The organism is Sabulibacter ruber (assembly GCF_017355955.1).
Lineage (GTDB): Bacteria > Bacteroidota > Bacteroidia > Cytophagales > Hymenobacteraceae > Nibribacter > Nibribacter ruber_A.
On record NZ_JAFFID010000001.1, the window covers coordinates 2656112 to 2674214 of the forward strand.

At 51.1% G+C, this 18103-nt stretch carries 10 protein-coding genes; 5 read left to right on the forward strand and 5 right to left on the reverse strand.

What is annotated here, in order from left to right; translation table 11 throughout:
* Positions 1-830 precede the first annotated feature (830 nt).
* Positions 831-3647: a TonB-dependent receptor gene (locus JT719_RS10905; protein ID WP_207433067.1), complete on the forward strand. Its 2817-nt coding sequence runs from the start codon at positions 831-833 to the stop codon at positions 3645-3647.
* A 52-nt stretch (positions 3648-3699) separates the two neighbouring features.
* Entirely contained in the window at positions 3700-5037 is a 1338-nt protein-coding gene (locus JT719_RS10910; RefSeq protein WP_207433069.1) for a T9SS C-terminal target domain-containing protein, read from the forward strand.
* Between the two features lie 219 nt (positions 5038-5256).
* On the opposite strand, the gene JT719_RS10915 is transcribed toward JT719_RS10910, so the two are convergent.
* The 3 genes from JT719_RS10915 to JT719_RS10925 are packed head-to-tail and all read right to left on the reverse strand — an operon-like array spanning position 5257 to position 7296.
* Complete coding sequence (locus JT719_RS10915; protein WP_207433071.1) at positions 5257-5859, reverse strand: hypothetical protein; 603 nt, start codon at positions 5857-5859, stop codon at positions 5257-5259.
* A gap of 18 nt (positions 5860-5877) precedes the next feature.
* Positions 5878-6870 (reverse strand): AAA family ATPase, encoded by a 993-nt coding sequence (locus JT719_RS10920; protein WP_207433072.1) that lies wholly within the window; start codon positions 6868-6870, stop codon positions 5878-5880.
* A gap of 54 nt (positions 6871-6924) precedes the next feature.
* The gene (locus JT719_RS10925; RefSeq protein ID WP_207433073.1) at positions 6925-7296 is read right to left on the reverse strand and encodes a DMT family protein; all 372 of its coding nucleotides are present in this window, start codon (positions 7294-7296) and stop codon (positions 6925-6927) included.
* 466 nt (positions 7297-7762) lie between these two features.
* On the opposite strand from JT719_RS10925, the gene JT719_RS10930 reads away from it, so the two are divergent.
* Positions 7763-14131 (forward strand): T9SS type A sorting domain-containing protein, encoded by a 6369-nt coding sequence (locus JT719_RS10930; RefSeq protein WP_207433074.1) that lies wholly within the window; start codon positions 7763-7765, stop codon positions 14129-14131.
* 175 nt (positions 14132-14306) lie between these two features.
* Here JT719_RS10930 and JT719_RS10935 read toward each other — a convergent pair whose 3' ends face one another.
* The gene (locus tag JT719_RS10935; protein ID WP_207433075.1) at positions 14307-14792 is read right to left on the reverse strand and encodes a hypothetical protein; all 486 of its coding nucleotides are present in this window, start codon (positions 14790-14792) and stop codon (positions 14307-14309) included.
* A 282-nt stretch (positions 14793-15074) separates the two neighbouring features.
* On the opposite strand from JT719_RS10935, the gene JT719_RS10940 reads away from it, so the two are divergent.
* The gene (locus tag JT719_RS10940; RefSeq protein WP_207433076.1) at positions 15075-16460 is read left to right on the forward strand and encodes an aldehyde dehydrogenase; all 1386 of its coding nucleotides are present in this window, start codon (positions 15075-15077) and stop codon (positions 16458-16460) included.
* A gap of 170 nt (positions 16461-16630) precedes the next feature.
* Here JT719_RS10940 and JT719_RS10945 read toward each other — a convergent pair whose 3' ends face one another.
* Positions 16631-17092, reverse strand: coding sequence for a GNAT family N-acetyltransferase (locus tag JT719_RS10945; RefSeq protein ID WP_207433078.1), 462 nt, complete (start codon positions 17090-17092; stop codon positions 16631-16633).
* Between the two features lie 176 nt (positions 17093-17268).
* Here JT719_RS10945 and JT719_RS10950 point away from each other — a divergent pair, with 176 nt between their 5' ends.
* Positions 17269-17958 (forward strand): HAD family hydrolase, encoded by a 690-nt coding sequence (locus tag JT719_RS10950; protein WP_207433079.1) that lies wholly within the window; start codon positions 17269-17271, stop codon positions 17956-17958.
* Positions 17959-18103: the final 145 nt, after the last annotated feature.

Here is an 18103-nt window from a genome sequence, read left to right on the forward strand (position 1 = left end):
GGTAGATAACCTCTTTCAGCAGCACTTCTTCTAACTTTTCCGCAAAGGTACAACACAAATGAATGCTGATGGATGATTTCCGTCATTATTCCCGCCGGGGGTGATTTGTTTTAGGGTTACTTTCTGGAAAGTAGCGGGAATATGGAAGAGAATTGGAGGATATTGATGATATCTTGTAGCGTCTTGTGCACGTAGTTTGCTTTTGAGGGCGAAGTGCTGCTGATCCAGTGACTCATGAGCTTTGTTGTTTCATAGCTAGCTTTCTGCGCTCACGGCCGCGGGGCCCCGTCTTCCGCGCTCGCGCTGTATCAGCTTCCTTTGCTCCTTTCAGTCGCAATGCCTGCGGCACCGGAACCTGCTAAGGCGCTCGCCCGAAAGACTGGAATCAAAGAAAGAGGCAGAAGCAGTGATGGTGATGGTGGAACCGTAGAGACAAGGCACTGCCTTGACTCTTTCACGCATTTCCTTCCATGGTTCAAGTCTGTGACTTGGACCTACTATGATGGCAGTTTGCAACTGCCGTGAGGCCCTAGCCTCAACAGGTACATTCAGAGATTAAAGCAGTTCCGATTGAAAACAAATCCTACCTGTCTTTCTCTTTTCTAAAGTCTTCTGCATGCTTCCAGAAGCCATGCGTTTCAATGGTCTTTTCACAAAATCAGCCTTAAAAACAGCTTTTAACCTGCTATTTCAGCCTTCCAACAAGAGGTTGAATGCCCTGGTAACATCAGGTTAACATTTGCTTTCTCAACTTAACAATAGCTTAAAAAGGGGTTAATCATGGGGTAAAGTGGTGGGTCTAGTTTTGCAGCGAGACTAATCATTACCAAATGAAATCTTTTCTACTCACCCTCTCCCTCCTGATAAGCGCGGGTATTAGTTATGCCCAGCAGGGAACGCTCGCTGGTAAAGTCAAAGACAAAAAGACCGGCGAAGCCATTATTGGAGCCACTGTTTCTGCCACCACCTCTAACGTGGCAGCCACCGACATAGACGGAAATTACGCCCTTAAATTAGCCCCGGGCACCTACAAAGTAACGGTGACCTACGTGTCTTACAAACCGCTTACGTTTGAAGGCATTAAGATTGAGGCCGGCAAAACCACCACCTTAAACCCTTCTTTGGAAGACGATGCCCACAGTCTGGGCGAAGTAACGGTGGTAGCCGAGCGGCAGGTTAACAATGATATTTCGCTCATCAAAGACATCAAGCAAAGCAATATTGTGGTGAGCGGGATGTCTAATGAGCAGATTGTAAAAGCCCAGGACCGCGATGCCGCTGAGGCCGTACGCAGAATCCCTGGGGTAACCATCCAGGATAACCGCTTCATCATTGTGCGGGGCTTAAGCGAGCGTTACAACTCCGTGATGCTGAACAACGTGCTCACGCCTTCTTCTGAAGTAGACGTACGCGCCTTCTCCTTTGATGTACTGCCTACCAGCGTCATAGACCGAATTCTGATTTATAAATCACCGGCCCCCGAATTACCCGGCGATTTTGCGGGCGGGGCCATTAAGGTCACTACCAGAAACGCGGTAACCGAGAACAGCACCACTTTCAACATTGGAACCGGCTACCGTACCGGCACCACTTTCAACAACAACTACTATTCTTACAAAGGCAGCAAAACCGATTTCTTAGGATTTGACAGCGGCACCAGACAATTACCCGGCAACTTCCCAACTACCGCGCAATTCCAGAACCTGAGTTACGCTGAGCGTGCCCAGTACGGCCAGAACCTGGATCTGCCAAATACCTGGAGACCAGAGAAAGCCACCGCGGCTCCAGACCTTCGCCTGAACGTAGGCTTGAACCGGGTCTTTGATGTGGCCGGTAACCGGGTTTCCAGCATCACGGCCTTGACTTACACTAACGCCCGCCTGCGCCAGAACACTATCCGCAATGACTACCAGCAGCAACAGGCTAACGGCAATGTAGACACCAACTGGAGCTACACAGACCAACTTTCGGGTAACACTGTGCGGGTGGGCTTGTTGCAGAACTTCTCCATGCGCTTGAATGAGAACAACAAGATAGAATTCCGCAACCTCTTCAACCAGATAGGCATCTCTCAGACCACGGTTCGCCAAGGCTTCAACTATGAGACCGGTACCGTGAAAGAAGAGCAGAACTACGCCCTGCGTTACGAGAGCCGCAGCATCTACACTGGTCAGTTACAGGGCACGCACTCTACCGCAGATCAAAAGAACACCTTCACCTGGTCGGCGGGTTACAACTTCATCAACCGTCAGGAACCGGATTTGCGCCGGGTGCGCACCCAGCGTGATGCCGGCTCTGAAGGCCCATACCGGGTACAGGTTTCCACCTTGTCTACCCCGTACGATGCCGCCCGTTTCTTCTCTGACCTGAACGAGAGCGCCTACATCGCCGAAGGTCAGTGGCAGCACCTCTTCAACGCCGCCGATTCTGCCGACGTGGAGAATGCCCCTAAACTGAACATCGGGTTCTACGCCGAAAGAAAAGACCGCGACTTCAACGCCCGCACGCTCAACTATAAGCGTAACGCCGGAATTGGCGGAGGCAGAACCGATGAAAACATCCTGAACCTACCGCTGGAGCAAATCTTCGCCCCGCAGAACATCGCCTTCCCGAACGGGCTGATTTTTGACGAAGGAACCACCATCGCTGACAAATACGATGCCTCTAACACCCTTGCCGCCGGGTATGCCGGTATTGCCAAGCAGTTCTTTGGCCGGGTGAACTTCTACGGAGGGGCTCGGGCTGAGTACAACTGGCGCCAGGTAACCACCGCCGACCAATCGGGCACTTACGAAGTAGACGATAAGAAACTTTACGTGCTGCCTTCAGTGAACGTGGCCTACAACTTCAGCATCCGTTCCCTGTTGCGCCTGGCTTACGGCATGACAGTAAACCGCCCCGAATTCAGAGAACAGGCCCGTTTCAGCTTCTATGATTTCAACGAGAACGCCTCGGTGCGCGGTAACAACGAACTGAAGACCGCTACCATCCACAACGTGGACATGCGGTATGAATTCTACCCCTCTCCGGCCGAGCTTCTTTCCCTGGGTGTTTTCTACAAGCGGTTCATCAACCCCATTGAAACCAAACTGGAAGCCGGTACCGGTACCAACTACACGTTCGTGAATGGTGACTACGCTAACAGCGTGGGAATTGAGGCCGAAGCCCGCAAATCGTTCAGAGATCTGTTCGGCAGCAAATTCCTCCAAAACCACTCCCTGGTGCTGAATGCCTCATTGATCCACAGCCGCGTGAACCTGGGCGGTGAGTCTTCCAGAGAAGTCCTGGAGCGTCCTTTGATGGGTCAATCACCCTACATCGTGAACACCGGCTTGTACTACCAAGATGAGGAAACCGGCTGGCAGTACTCCATCATGTACAATGTGCTGGGCACCAGAATCTACCGCGTGGGCGATGAGCAGAACCCAACCATCTATGAATTGCCGCGCCACGTGGTGGACCTGACGGTTACCAAGAACTTCAAAAACAGAATGCAGTTGAAGGCTGGCGTGACCGATCTGTTCAACCAGAAATTCCGCTTCAAGGAAGACACCAACCAAGATGGCGAAATCGGGTCAGCAGACCTGCCTATCTATCTCTTCAACAGAGGCATGTACAGCACCATCACCTTAGGGTACACCTTCTAATCAACGACTTACCTTTCAATTATTCCAACTAAACACTTTTCAGAAAACAAGTATGAAAGACTTAGGTAAATTATCACTTATGCTTTTGGCAGGTCTGGCTTTGGGCTTCACCTCGTGCAATGACAGCGAGGAAGACGGCAACACGCCCACCCCAACCGTGAAAGGCAACGCAAACCTGCAAGGCACTATCTCCGCAAACAGAACCCTTGACGCAGATACCGTTTATACCTTGAAAGGCTTTGTGTATGTAGACAACAACGCAACCCTCACCATAGAACCAGGTACCATCATCAAAGGCGAAAAAGCTACGCAGGGCACTTTATTGATTCAGCGTGGCGCCAGAATCATGGCGCAGGGTACCGCCGAAAAACCCATTGTGTTTACTTCTAACCAACCCAAAGGTAACCGTGCTCCCGGTGACTGGGGTGGGGTAGTGATCTTAGGGAAAGCAAGACACAACCAGGCCGAGGACCCAATTGTAGAAGGTGGACCAGTAGCCTATTACGGCGGAACCAATGACGCCGACAATTCCGGGGTTTTCAGCTACGTGCGCATTGAGTTTGCCGGTTACCCCCTGCAGCCTAACAAAGAATTGAACGGCCTTACCTTAGGCTCTGTAGGCTCAGGCACCAAGATTGACCACGTACAGGTTTCTTTTGGCGGTGACGATGCTTTTGAGTGGTTTGGCGGAACAGTGAACGCCACGCACCTGGTGGCCTACAGAACCACCGATGACATGTTTGACACTGATTATGGATACAACGGAAGAGTACAGTATGCTTTAGGTATCAGCGACCCTAACATGTGGGACGTGGCCACCGGTGGTGCTTCCAACGGTTTTGAGTCTGACAACGACGGTGCCGGTTCTACCAGAACTCCATTGACCACCGCTACTTTCTCTAACGTGACCATCATTGGCCCAGGCAACAACTTGCCTTCTGGTGCTCAGTTTGGCCAGGGTGCTCACCTGAAAAAAGGCACCAGCCTTTCTATCCGCAACTCTATCATCAGCGGTTTCGCCAAAGGCATCACCCTTGATGGCTCCGTAGTGGAGGGATATGCGCAGAACGGCGGCATCAAAATCATGAACACCGTAGTGGCAGGCGCTGGCGAAAACAGTGCCATTAACAAAGCTTCCTCGTCTACCTCAGCCTTCAACGCGGCAACCTGGTTTAGCACAGCTGGTAACGGCAACAGCATCAAAGCCATGAATGAGCTTGGCCTGGCAACAACTGCTCCTTACTTACCACAGACTGGCTCTATGGCGCTGAGCGGGGCTTCTTTCACCGGCACCACCGGCTTTGAGAACACTACCTTCATCGGAGCCTTCGGTACTACTGACTGGACCACCGGCTGGACCAACTGGGATCCACAGAACACTGACTATTAATCTACAATATCAAAGACAAGATTGGCCGTCAATATGGGTGAGAAATAACGATGGCACAATCACTTTGCGCATGGCTTAGTCTCCCATGCGCAGGGGGCCCGCCAGAGATGGCGGGCTTTATCTTTCATGAGAAAAACAGAAACAAAACGGGCCTCCAATGGAGGCCCGTTTTGTTTCTGTTTTATTGGAAAAGTTAATAAAGGGTGAGAGTATAAAGGATTAGTGTCTTTTAGAGGTTGCCTGGTAAGCGGTGTATAATTTCTGTTGCGCTGGGTTTAAGTGTTGCAGGACCGCGTTTTCGTAACGGGCGCTGATCTCTGCCACCAAAGATTCCAGCCGGTCAGCCGGCGCTATGTTATGCACCACATTTAATTCCTGTAGTCTTTCTCTCTCCAGGCCTCTCAGTTTCACAAACTGGGTTTCGCTTAGTTGCAACACCTGGTACAGAGATCTTGCCTCTGCCTTGCCTGAATTTCTTTCTGTAGGTTGAGACGCGTACGCTGTAGACATTCCAACAAAAGACAACGAGAAGGCGAGAGCAAGAGTAAGATTTTTCATTTGTAAAGTACAGTTGTTTGTAATTCTGATGCAAAGGTAGGGCTCCAGAGCAGGCCAGAATTTTATATTAGACAAACTATATAATTCAGTAGCCCAAGATTCAATTTTCCCCGATAAAGCTTTCCCGGCCGTTCGTAGAAACAGCAAAATGCCGGTTGAATGCCCGCATAGAAGGTTAGATGAGCTTAGGTTCATTTTTGGGCAGCTTTTCTGAAAAACGACCGAAAACAAAAAGGCAACCTTCTTCAGGTTGCCTTCTTTCATACTTACTTAAGTATCTTCTTAACTGATGGGCACTTTCCGGAGGATGGCTTCCACAAAGTCCTTGGTCTGCACGTTGTCTGCCTCGGCCTCATAGTTCAGGATAACCCGGTGGCTCAGCACGTCTGAGGCGATCTCTTTGATATCCTCCGGCAAAACATAGTCGCGCTCGTCAAAGAAAGCGACTGCCTTGGCGGCCAGGTTCAGGGCAATGCTGGCCCTTGGCGACACGCCAAACTGCAGGTACTGCGCAAAATCAGTCAACTCATAATCCGCCGGGCGGCGGGTGGCGAAGACCAGCTCAATGATATAGCGCTCCAACGTCTCGGAGATCTGCACCTGGTTTATCTCGTTCCTGATGTCAAAGATATCCTGTTTGGTCAGGATGGTGTTCACGGTGCTGCTGTAAGACAGATTGGACATGCGTCGCATCACCTCCAGTTCATCGGTCTTGGACAGATAGTCTACGTAAACCTTCATCATGAAACGGTCTACCTGGGCCTCTGGCAACGGATAGGTTCCCTCCTGCTCTACCGGGTTCTGAGTTGCCAGTACTAAGAAGGGCAAATCCAGCCGATAGGTCTTCTCCCCAATGGTTACCTGTTTTTCCTGCATGGCCTCCAAAAGCGCAGACTGTACCTTGGCCGGCGAGCGGTTCACCTCATCGGCTAGCACCAGATTGGCGAAGATAGGACCTTTCTTTACTTCAAAGGCAGAGGAGCTTTGATTGTAGATCATGGTGCCAATCAAGTCTGAGGGCAACAAGTCTGGGGTAAACTGTATCCGTTGAAAATTCAGGTGCAGCACTTTGGCCAAGGTATTAATGGTCAACGTCTTGGCCAGACCAGGAACACCTTCCAATAGTATATGCCCGTTGGTAAACAGGCCAATAAGCAAGCGGTTCACCATGTACTGCTGCCCTACTACCACTTTACTCATCTCTCTGAACACCTGCTTTATCTTCAACTGGTGCTCGCGTATCTTTTCCTGATAGGAGAGTTCTTCCGTTTGCATCTATTCTTTCGTTACGAATTGGCTAAGGTAACCATTCTCTTGCATACTCTGGGTCTACCATTTCTTAAACACAAAGAAAACCGCCAGCACCAATAGGCCGAATCCCACCAAATGGTTCCAGGCGAATCTCTCTGTCCTGAAGACATACACTGTTACCAGCGTGAAGACCATAAGAGAGATTACCTCTTGCAGTATTTTCAGTTCAAACAAAGAAAAGGGTCCTCCGTTCTCCCTGAAGCCAATTTTATTGGCTGGTACCTGAAAAATATACTCAAAGAACGCCAATCCCCAACTAATCAGTATAACGCTTACCAATCCCAGTTTCTGTAACGCACTTATCTTTTTGAATTGCAGGTGCCCGTACCAGGCAAACGTCATGAACAGGTTAGAAAGGCAGAGCAAAAAGATGGTGTAAAATGATTTCATATCTGTATAGAGGTAAACACAAATATAACTCTCCTCAAAAGACTTAACACCCTGTGCACCCACGCAAGCAAGGTACTCAACTCCAACTAATTACCAATCCAACTTCCAAGGCTTTTGAGTTAGCTAACAACCTGTTTTATAATTATTCTTAAATAAATTCAAACACAAAGCTCTAACGGCTCACCTTCTTTCTCTAACAGTCAGTTAATCAGATTTATAGTAGTTTATTTAAACTGTTGAAATACGCAATTCAACCGGTGAATAGCCCTATTCATCTACGGCCTCTTTATTTCACCGACTACAATTCCAGCTCCACCGAAATATTCATTTTACAAGAACGATAGATCAGAATTTTGCACTGTCAGATGATTAAAGAATAGACAAGGGCTGACTTAAGTGCAGTTTCAGCCAATGTCGTTTCTGGAAAAAGCTGGCAGGCATGAAAGATTAATCAAAACTAAAGTTTATGGTCCAGAAGTTACGATTCTTGTTACTTGCCCTGATCCTGCTCCCATTCACCATGTATGGGGAAGGATCAAAGCAGTTGACACCAAACAGGTCTTCAGATCCCCTTACCAGTGCCAACAACGATAAGGCCGGGTATCTAGCCCATGATGCTAACTTTCCTAGTGCTTCAGGAGTAGCCATCACCTCCCTTAGCTTCCTGAAACCGGCTGGATTCAGCCGGAACGGCGCTACGTATTCCAAAGATCACCGGCTTTACATTAGAGTAAAAGCTGGCGAAACGCTTTATTACGGGGTACGCCGGGCTGTACATGACCAAACTTCTGCTAACCAGACTGATTTAACCATTACCCTTCGGCGCACCGGTTTAGATGGCGTAGATGATGCTTCCTACTCGCAATCCAATACCTTAAGAGCCAATACCAGCTCTACCAGGAGCATGCTTTTAGTAGCCAATCAAACTGGGGTGATTAACAATGCCACCGAGGTTAACAATGGCCCAAACAGACCCGCTAAAGGAACATATGCAGCGGTCACGAACGGCTACACTCCCTTGAGCATCACCAACACCACCGGAGTAGACCAGGACTACTATGTTGAATTCACCCAGGCAGGGGAATCTAGCTGGACAGATGACGGCCGCCGTTTCTCCGTCTATGACCTGTGGGATTTCACGGTGATTGATGCTAACGGGGCAGAAAGACAGGGTCGTATGCGCAGCAAGCTGTGGTCTTTCTCGGCCGGCGGCACAGACAACGTTTTCTCCAGAGACTTCAACATGTACCCCCTTATTCCGAGTGAGGATCAGACAGGTAAATTCTTTGTGAAGAAGATTGAACTGGCCGGTATTGCCCCGCAGAACTTCTTCCGGTTTGTGACCAACCGTTTCGGCTCCACTACCGCTGCCGGTGCAACCGCAGAGGAAAGAAGGAAAAGCCAGACCAGCCAATTAGACTACCCGGAGCTTTTCAACTTCGTGAACAATCCAGATGAAAGCATCTGGCCCAGCGCCGCTGCTCCAACCTTCACCGTTTCCATCAACAACAGCTGCAATACCAGCACCAACGGCGGTAAAGCCATTTTCAACCTCAACACCTCTGAGAGCAGCACCTTTATCGTGCTGATCAACCTGAACGGAGTAGATGGTTACCAACCAGGAACCGCCGACGTTTTGCTGCAATCGTCGGGAGCCAGAGGAACGCGTGCGGTGGAATGGAACGGCCTGAACGGCTTAGGTCAGGTAGTAGCCAAAAACACCACATTGAATTACTACTTCCGGAACGGTAGCGCCCCGGTGCATTTTCCGGTATGGGACGCAGAGAAAAACCTGGATGGTTTCAGGGTGCAGGATGTAAGACCACTTGCAGGATCTAACTATGACGGACTCCTTTTCTGGGATGACTCCAACCTCCCTACTTCTACCTTCCCAACCCCTCAAACTGAGTTGTTCGGGGTTGTTTCTACCAATGGAGTGCACCGTTGGGGAACTTCTACCACTACCGCCGGTGACTTGAAGACCGTTAATACCTGGACCTACGGTTACACGGGCTCCAGCCAGCAAACCACTACTTTCAACTATGACTGTAGCGCAGACGTGGCCGTGACCAATACCGCGGCTACGGCTCCGTACGCCATCGGGAAAGAATTCACCTACACCGTTACCGTTACCAACAACGGTCCCCTACCAGCTACAAACATTGTAGTGACAGACAAACTAGACGCCTCCAAATTACAGTTCGTTAGCTCTTCTGACGCCGTTTACAACAGCAGCACCGGTATCTGGACCGTAGGAACCCTGGCTAACGGCGCGTCTAGGACCTTAACTATCACTGCCAAGCCATTGGTAATAGGAGCAATTACTTCCACAGCTTCTCAAACCCACACCGAGGCAGACAATATTGCCTCCAACAACAGTGCATCGGCTACTATCACGGTACAGCCCGCCGCTGATATTGCGGTAACCAACACGGTCCCAAAAACCAGCTACTATAACGGAGAGTTGGTTACTTATACTATCACGGCTCAGAACCTTGGTCCTAATGCTGCCACGGGAGTGACTGTCCTGGATAAACTTCCCTCTGGGCTAACCCTGGAAGGAACCGCCCCAGCCGGATATGACGCTTCTACCGGTGTCTGGACCGTAGGCAATCTGGCTTTGAACGAGACGAAAACCTTGATCCTGACCGCCAGAGCCTCCCTGCAGGGAACGCATACCACTACAGCAACTTTGGGCAGCAGAACCAGCAGTGAACTGGACCTGAACAGCAGCAACAACACCATGTCCAATACTATTACCGTCCTGCCTTCGGCTGATGTAGCGGTCAACAACGTGGTTTCCAATCCTAACCCTGGGCAGGGAGATGCCATCACGTACACCATCACAGCAATCAACAACGGTCCTAACAATGCCACCAATGTTTCTGTGGCCAACCAATTACCAGCAGGTTTAACCATCACAGGACATACTGCCAGTGCAGGAACGTTTAATGCTGCTACCGGCACCTGGAATGTGGGATCCATTGTCACAAGCGGGTCTCAGACACTCACCATCACGGCGCGGCCTACCGTAACCGGCTCTGTAACGGTAACTTCGTCCCAGACCCATACTGAGTATGATGCCCAGGCCAGCAACAACACAGCCAGCAGTACCATCACGGTGAAGCCTACCGCCGATGTTGCCGTGACCAACGTGGTTACCTCTCCAATTAAAACCAGCTACAGCAACGGCGAAGAAGTGACCTATACCGTAACGGTTACCAACAACGGACCGAGCACTGCCACCAACGTTTCTATTACAGACAAGCTCCCGGCTTCATTGACGTTCGTAAGAGCAACTAATTCCAGCGGCACCGGCACCTATGATGCCGATAAAGGAACCTGGTCTGTGGGAACCCTGGCCAGCGGAGCTTCTGCCACCCTCACTTTGGTGGGTAAGATAAACCAAAGCGCCATTATCACGACTACGGCTACCCAGACCCACACTGAGTACGACAATACCAACGGAAACAACAGCGCCTCAAACTCCATCACCTCCGGCTCTGGCACCATTACCGCTGACATTAAGGTAACCACCGGCATATCCGATGGCCCATACTACACGGGTAAACCGATTACCTTGGGAGTACGGGTAGACAACGTAGGTCCTGATGCAGCCACAGGAGTGTCTATCAACTCACTTATACCTGCCGGTTTCACCTTGGTGAGCGCGACCCCTAAAGTAGGAACCTATGACGCGGCCACCGGCATCTGGACGCTGGGTAGCCTGGCTTCCGGCAGCTTTACCGGCATGAACCTGGTAGTAGTGCCAAACGCTGATCATACGGTGACTGGCAGCAAAGAATACACCTTTACGGCTTCTAAGAGAACAGGAGTTGAGGTTGATTCCAATACAGGTAATAACACCGCTTCTTCTACCTTCACCGTGCAAAAGGCAGCAGACCCTTCGGTTAGCGTGGCTGTGACCGGAGATGTAAACGGTGTCTTCTACAAAGGAATTACACAGGCTACCTTCACCTTGACCGTGGCCAATAACGGCCCGGACAGAGCCACTAACCTGGTAGGTTTTGACACCCGCACCGGAACCATTGACATCACCTCCGCAGAGCAGGACAAGGAATATGACCCCAAAACCGGCAAATGGATCATCCCTGTCCTGGATCCAGGTCAGTCTGTGACCTTAGTGGTGAAAGGGACTCCTAACACTACCGGCCGCCTTAACCTGGGAGGTCGCATCGCTTCCCTTGACCAAACCGACCTCAATCTGGAGAACAACAAAGCAGTAGCCTTATTGAACGTAGTTCCTGTGGCAGATCTGCAGGTAACCAATACCGTTGCCGAGGGCCCTTACTACAACGGTCAGAAAACCACCTTCACCGTTACCGTGAAAAATAATAGCACAGACGCGGCTACCGGGGTGAAGATTGAGGATGTACTGCCGGCCGGTCTGACCCTAGTAAGTGCGACTCCATCGGTGGGGAACTATGACCCAGCCACTGGTATCTGGACTTTGGGCACAGACCTTTTAGCGGGCGCAACCCAATCCATGGTGCTGACCGTGAAACCTACCAACGGTGCCACTTACACCACCACAGCCTCTGTGAAAGCGGCCAATGAATATGACAGCAACGCGGCCAACAACAGCGCCACTGCCCAGATCTCCGTTCAGAAAACCGCCGATGTGGCCATAGCAAGTTTTATTGAAGCAGGACCTTACTATGTAAACGGTCAATACATGGTGACCATCACGGCCACCAACAATGGACCAGACCCAGCAACCAGAGTAGTGGTGTCGGCGCATGTTGCTCCTGGGGTAACCTTGGTGCCAGGCAGCGGCCAAGCATCTGCCGGAACTATTGATCCTTCCACCGGTACCTGGACCATAGACACCATCAAGGTGAACGAGACCAAGACACTTACATTCAAAGCCCAACCAATTACTTCGGGTATCCTGAACAGCTATGGTTTCAAAACAGCCGGAAATGAATTCGACCCCAACGGCGGCAATACAAAGGATGGCAACAACAGCACGGCGGTGATTTTTGAGGTGCAGGACAGAGAGGCAACAGCGCAGGTGCTGCTCACCAACAAGCACATGTTCTTCTTCAACACAGGTGACCACATTGCCGAGATCACCGACCCGGACGGCCCGATCCAAAGCGCTGTGATCAGCAACGGCACCCTACCTGCCGGTATGCGTCTGGAAAGTAACGGAACGTTAGAGGTAGACAACAAATTCAGACTGATACCAGGCACGTATAACCTGACCATCAAAACCACCGATGCGACCGGCGGGGTAAGCGAAACTCCTATCGCCTATGTGATATCCGGCGACTGGGACAATGACCGCGTGGCCGATGTAGATGACCTGGACGACAACAATGACGGCATCATCACAGAGCCCGGCGCGGTGAACCCAACCGGCGACGATGACCGTGATGGCATCTACAACTTCCTGGACAGAGACTTCGTGCACCCGGTATACGGAGCTTTCAAAGATGTGAACAATGATGACATCCATGACGCGTTCGATATTGATCTGGACGGCCTTATCAGAGGATATGACATTGATATTGACGGAGACGGAATCCCGAATGCCATTGAGGCCAACGGCGGCGTAGCCCCGGCCGGGTACAACCCAGCCACCGGAACCTTCACCGGAGATGTAAACGAGTTTGGTATTCCGCTGGCGGTACTGGGCAGTGACGGAAAGGTGAAACTCCCGAACCCAGACACCGACGGTGACGGCTACAAAGACTTCCAGGACACAGATTCAGACAACGACGGTCTTCTGGATAACGTGGAAGCCCAGTCTACCCACGGGTTTACGGCCCGCACCGGCTCAGACAGCGACCATGACGGTTTAGACAACGCATATGATGTTTCCTGCGGCTGCGGCACTAACGGAACGGCGGTGGCAATTGTGAACACAGACGGCACCGACCTGCCAGATTACCGTGACACCAACAGCGACAATGACCAATACGAAGACTTTGTGGAGGCTCTGGACGATAACCAGGATGGCGTTACTCTGAGTGACTACAAAACCCGGGCCGCGGCGTTTGAGGCCAAAACCGGTAAAGGTTACTACACCACGGTTGACAGCAACAACAACGGTATCCCGAACTGGCTGGAAAGAGTGAACGGCACGTTTGCCTTCCTGATTCCTGGCAACCAATATTACAAAGACTCTGACCTTGACGGCCTGGTGGATTTGTTTGACTATGAAGGCGGAGGCTCGCCGGTGACGCAACAGTTGGTTCTGAAACCAGGCAGCAAAGACACCTATGAGTATGCGGCCCGTATGAACGACCTGGCAACTCCGCTTCCGGTGACCTTGATAAGCTTCACCGCCAAGACGCAGAAAGACGGCGTATTGCTGGCCTGGGCCACGGCCTCTGAGAAAGACAATGCCTACTTTCAGGTAGAGCGCAGCACAGACGGCAAGAACTTCGGGACCATCGGGCAGGTGAAAGGAAACGGCAACAGCAGCGTGCGCCTGGACTACAGCTTCCTGGACAGCAAAACTCCGGCGGGCACCATCTACTACCGCCTGAAACAGGTAGACTTTGACGGCAAGTCTGAGTACAGCAAAACCGTGGCAGTACAGACAAAAGCAGTCTCCGCTCCAACTGTGACAGTGAAAGCCTATCCTAACCCAACCACTGATGTGGTGAACCTGGATCTGACTTCGCTCACGGCCTCAAAGGTAACCATCACGGTGTTTGCCCTGGACGGTCGCCTGGTGAAAACCCAGGAAGCGGAAGGAGGCTCAGTACAGACCCTGGACCTGACCAACGTGGCAGCCGGCACCTACCTGGTGAAGATCAAAACCGCCGACGCTGAAACGGTAACCAGAGTAGTGAAACGGTAATCTTTGCTTACCATACAAAACAAAGAAGCGGCCCCTTTTGGAGCCGCTTCTTTGTTTTAACCACTTGCCCATCTCCTTCTGTGTTTTGGAAGTATTTCTGGAAAAACAGGCAAAAAAAGAGGAGGCTTTGACAGAAAGCCTCCTCTTTTTTCTCCCAACTATAGGGTGTGTTTTTCTATTCCTCGTCCAGGTAATAATCCCCTGCGTGCCCTTCGGCGGACTCATCGCTGAAACGGGTGATGTCCTTCATGAAGTTGTCGTGGATCTCTTTGATTTTGGGTGATGCGTTGATATGACTCTTCAGGACCTTGGCAATCTGACTGGCCTCCTCCAAGTAGAACATGTCATCGGTAGACGAGCCCATCTTGTCAGTGTCAATTTGCAGAAGTTCCGCCTGCAGGTCCATCAGCGCCGGATCATCCTCGCCGTACATGATGAGCGTGCCGTGCAGCTTGCTCAGCATCTCATTGAAAAGCTCCCCTTCGTACGGTAGGTTCACTTCCTCGTCGTCATCTGCGCCAAAGCCTCTTCTTCCTCCTAAGACGTCATCATCGTTGAAATCGTCATCGTCGTCTAAAGAGAATTCATCATCAAAATGGTTATTGTTGAAATCATCGTCATCATAACCATATTCGTCGTCGTAACTGCCGCGTGGTGCCATGCCTGTTTTGTTTTAAATACTGTCTAAAAAAGCTGTTTGCCCAAATTTTATAGTTTCCTTTTTACGTGTCAGTTTCAAAAAGTGCACAGTAAAAAAGAGAAACTTTAAAGGTTATTTTGCGTCTTGGGCCGGTTTGGCAAAAATAGCCTAAAAACTAGTTTTTACTATTCTTTGGGTTTAAAGGCCCCATTACCTGCAACAAGTTTCTTGCTGCTGCCTGCGTCTTAGCCTTTTTAGACCGACAGGAGTATACAAGTGGAAAGAGATAAAACAGAGACTCCAATGACCACACCACCGCCACCGGATCAACTGGTTCAGCAACAGAAGGCTTTTTTCGCAACGGGGCAAACCCGCCCGCTGGAGTTCCGGTTGCGGATGCTGCACCGCCTGCAGAAAGCCATCCAGAAAGAAGAAAAAGCCATTATAGCGGCTCTGGCAGCCGATTTTGGGAAGCCGCCGTTTGAGACCTTCGCTACAGAGATTGCCATTCTGCTGTCTGAGATCAAGTTCCTGACCAAGCACCTGCGCAAGTGGGTGAAGCCCAAGAAGGTGAAGTCAAGCTTCCTGAACTTTCCGTCTAAAGACTACATCTACCCTGAGCCGTACGGCGTGGCACTGGTCATTGGCGCCTGGAATTACCCGTTTCAGTTAACCCTGTCGCCTATGCTGGGAGCCATTGCCGCGGGTTGCTGCGCCATTCTGAAACCCTCTGAACTGACACCGGCCACCAGCCAACTCACGGCCCGTCTGCTGCAGGAACATTTCCCGCCTGAGTACATCACCGTGGTACAAGGCGGCCCCGAGGTGAGCCAGGCCTTGCTGGAACAGCCGCTTGACAAGATCTTTTTCACGGGCAGCGTACCGGTGGGTAAGATTGTGGCGCAGGCGGCGGCCAAGCAACTGATTCCGGTCACGCTGGAACTGGGCGGGAAAAGCCCCTGTATTATTGATGAAACAGCTGATCTGGCAGTGGTGGCCAAGCGCATTGTCTGGGGCAAGTTCATCAACGCAGGCCAAACCTGCGTAGCGCCAGATTACCTTCTGGTGCAGGAAACGGTGGAAGCTCCCTTGCTGGAACAGCTGGCTTCTACCATTAAGGAATTTTACGGCACCAACCCGGCCCAAAGCCCAGATTTTGCCCGCATCATTAATGACCGTCACTTTCAGCGGCTTAAAGGCTTACTGGAGGGCGTTACCGTTTACGTCGGCGGGGAAACCGATGCCAGCTCCCGTTACATTGCCCCTACCCTGCTTTCTAACATTACCTGGGACCAGCCCATCATGCAGGAAGAGATTTTCGGGCCGCTGTTACCGGTTTTGACCTACCGGTTTCTGCCGGAAGCTATCCAGCAGGTGAACGCGCGTCCCAAACCGTTGGCTCTGTATTTCTTCACCAATGACAAAAACGCCAAGGAAATGGTCCTGACGCAGACCTCCTCGGGTGGGGCTTGTATCAATGACACCGTCTCGCACCTGGCCAATCCGTATCTGCCGTTTGGTGGGGTGGGCACCAGCGGCTACGGCAATTACCACGGCAAAGCCAGTTTTGAAGCGTTCTCGCACCAGAAAAGTGTGCTGCAAAAGCCGTCTAAACCAGACATGCCTTTGCGGTATCCGCCGTACGCCAGCAAATTCAACTGGATGAGAAGAGCTTTCCGGTGGATTTAGCCAGAGAAAGCATCTTCCCTTTTAAGCCTGATTTTGCTGAAACAAGCCGGAAACAGAAATAGATAGAAGAACCGTTTGCCTTACACGGCCGAAGCGCAGCAAAGCAAAAAGGTGTTTTAGGCCTGCTTCCGTAAAAACAGTCCTAAAACACCTTCCTGTGATTACAATGGTTACGCAGGCTCTTCCGCCGCTCTGATCATTTTGATGTGGTCAATGCCGTCTTCGTCATACACGTCGCTGGACTGCACAAACCCGAAACGCTCATAGAATTTCTTGGCGTACAGCTGCGCCCCAATCTTGATGGCTCCCGGCCCAAAGATGCGATGCGTTTCTTCAATGGCTTTCTGCACCAGTTTGTGTCCCAGCCCGGTACCGCGGGAGGCGGCGCTGGTAATGATGCGACCAATGGAAAGCTCTGGGTAAGACACTCCGGCCGGCACCAGGCGCGCGTAGGCCTCCAGCGTGGTGCCCCGGTAAAACAGGAGATGCTGGCATTGGTTATCCAGGCCATCGGGGTCCAGGAACACACAGTTCTGCTCCACCACAAAAACGGCACTTCTCAACTGCAACAAATCATATAGTTCCTGGGGCTTGAGCTCCTCAAACGCCTTGGTGATGATGGTAAACTCCATAATGCCGCGAAACTAGAGGTTCCGGGCCAAAGCACCAATCTTTAACTCGGTTTTCACCTTCGTGCCTACCTAGGAGGAACCTATCTGCACAATTGCCTTAAAAATTAAACCTTAACTTACCGCCGCATTCAGGGCAAAGCCTCGTATGTAACACCTTGACGTAAACGCTTCAGTACATGACTACTTCCTCTTACAAAGCCTTTCTGTTTGACATGAACGGCACCATGATCAACGACATGGAATTTCACACCAAGGCCTGGCACCACATCCTCAATAATGACCTGAAAGCCTCTTTCACCTGGGACGAGGTAAAGGCCCAGATGTACGGCAAGAACAGCGAGGTGCTGGACCGCCTCTTCGGGGAAGGCCATTTCTCGCCGGAAGAGGCTGACTGCATTTCCATGGAAAAAGAGAAAGCCTACCAGAAAGAATATATCTCGCACCTCAGGCTCATCAACGGCCTGGATGATTTCCTGGCGAAAGCGAAGGAGCACAACATCAAAATGGCCATTGCCACGGCGGCTATTACCTTCAACATAGATTTCACGGTGGATAACCTGGACATCAGGCACTACTTTGACGCCCTGATCAGCGCCGATGACGTGACCAAAAGCAAACCCCACCCCGAGACCTTCCTGAAAGCCGCCGAAGAACTAGACATTGCCCCAGAAGATTGCCTGGTGTTTGAAGATGCGCCCAAAGGTGTAGAGGCGGCACTTAACGCCGGCATGGACTGCCTGGTCATCACCACCATGCACGCGCGGGATGAATTTCCGGACTATGACAACATTGTGGGTTTTGTGGAAGACTACACCGCCCCTGAACTGGATAAGCTATTCACCAGAAAAGAAAAGATTAAGAGCTAAGCTGTTTAGAGCCTGTTTTCTGAAAACCAGGCTAAATCCGGAGTTTTGTTACTGACGGAGATTTCAGCAGCACTTTCGTTGGGGAGGAGGCTTAAGCACTACTGTCGCTGGCGCGAGCGTCCCGCTCGTGTCCGCACGCATTGCT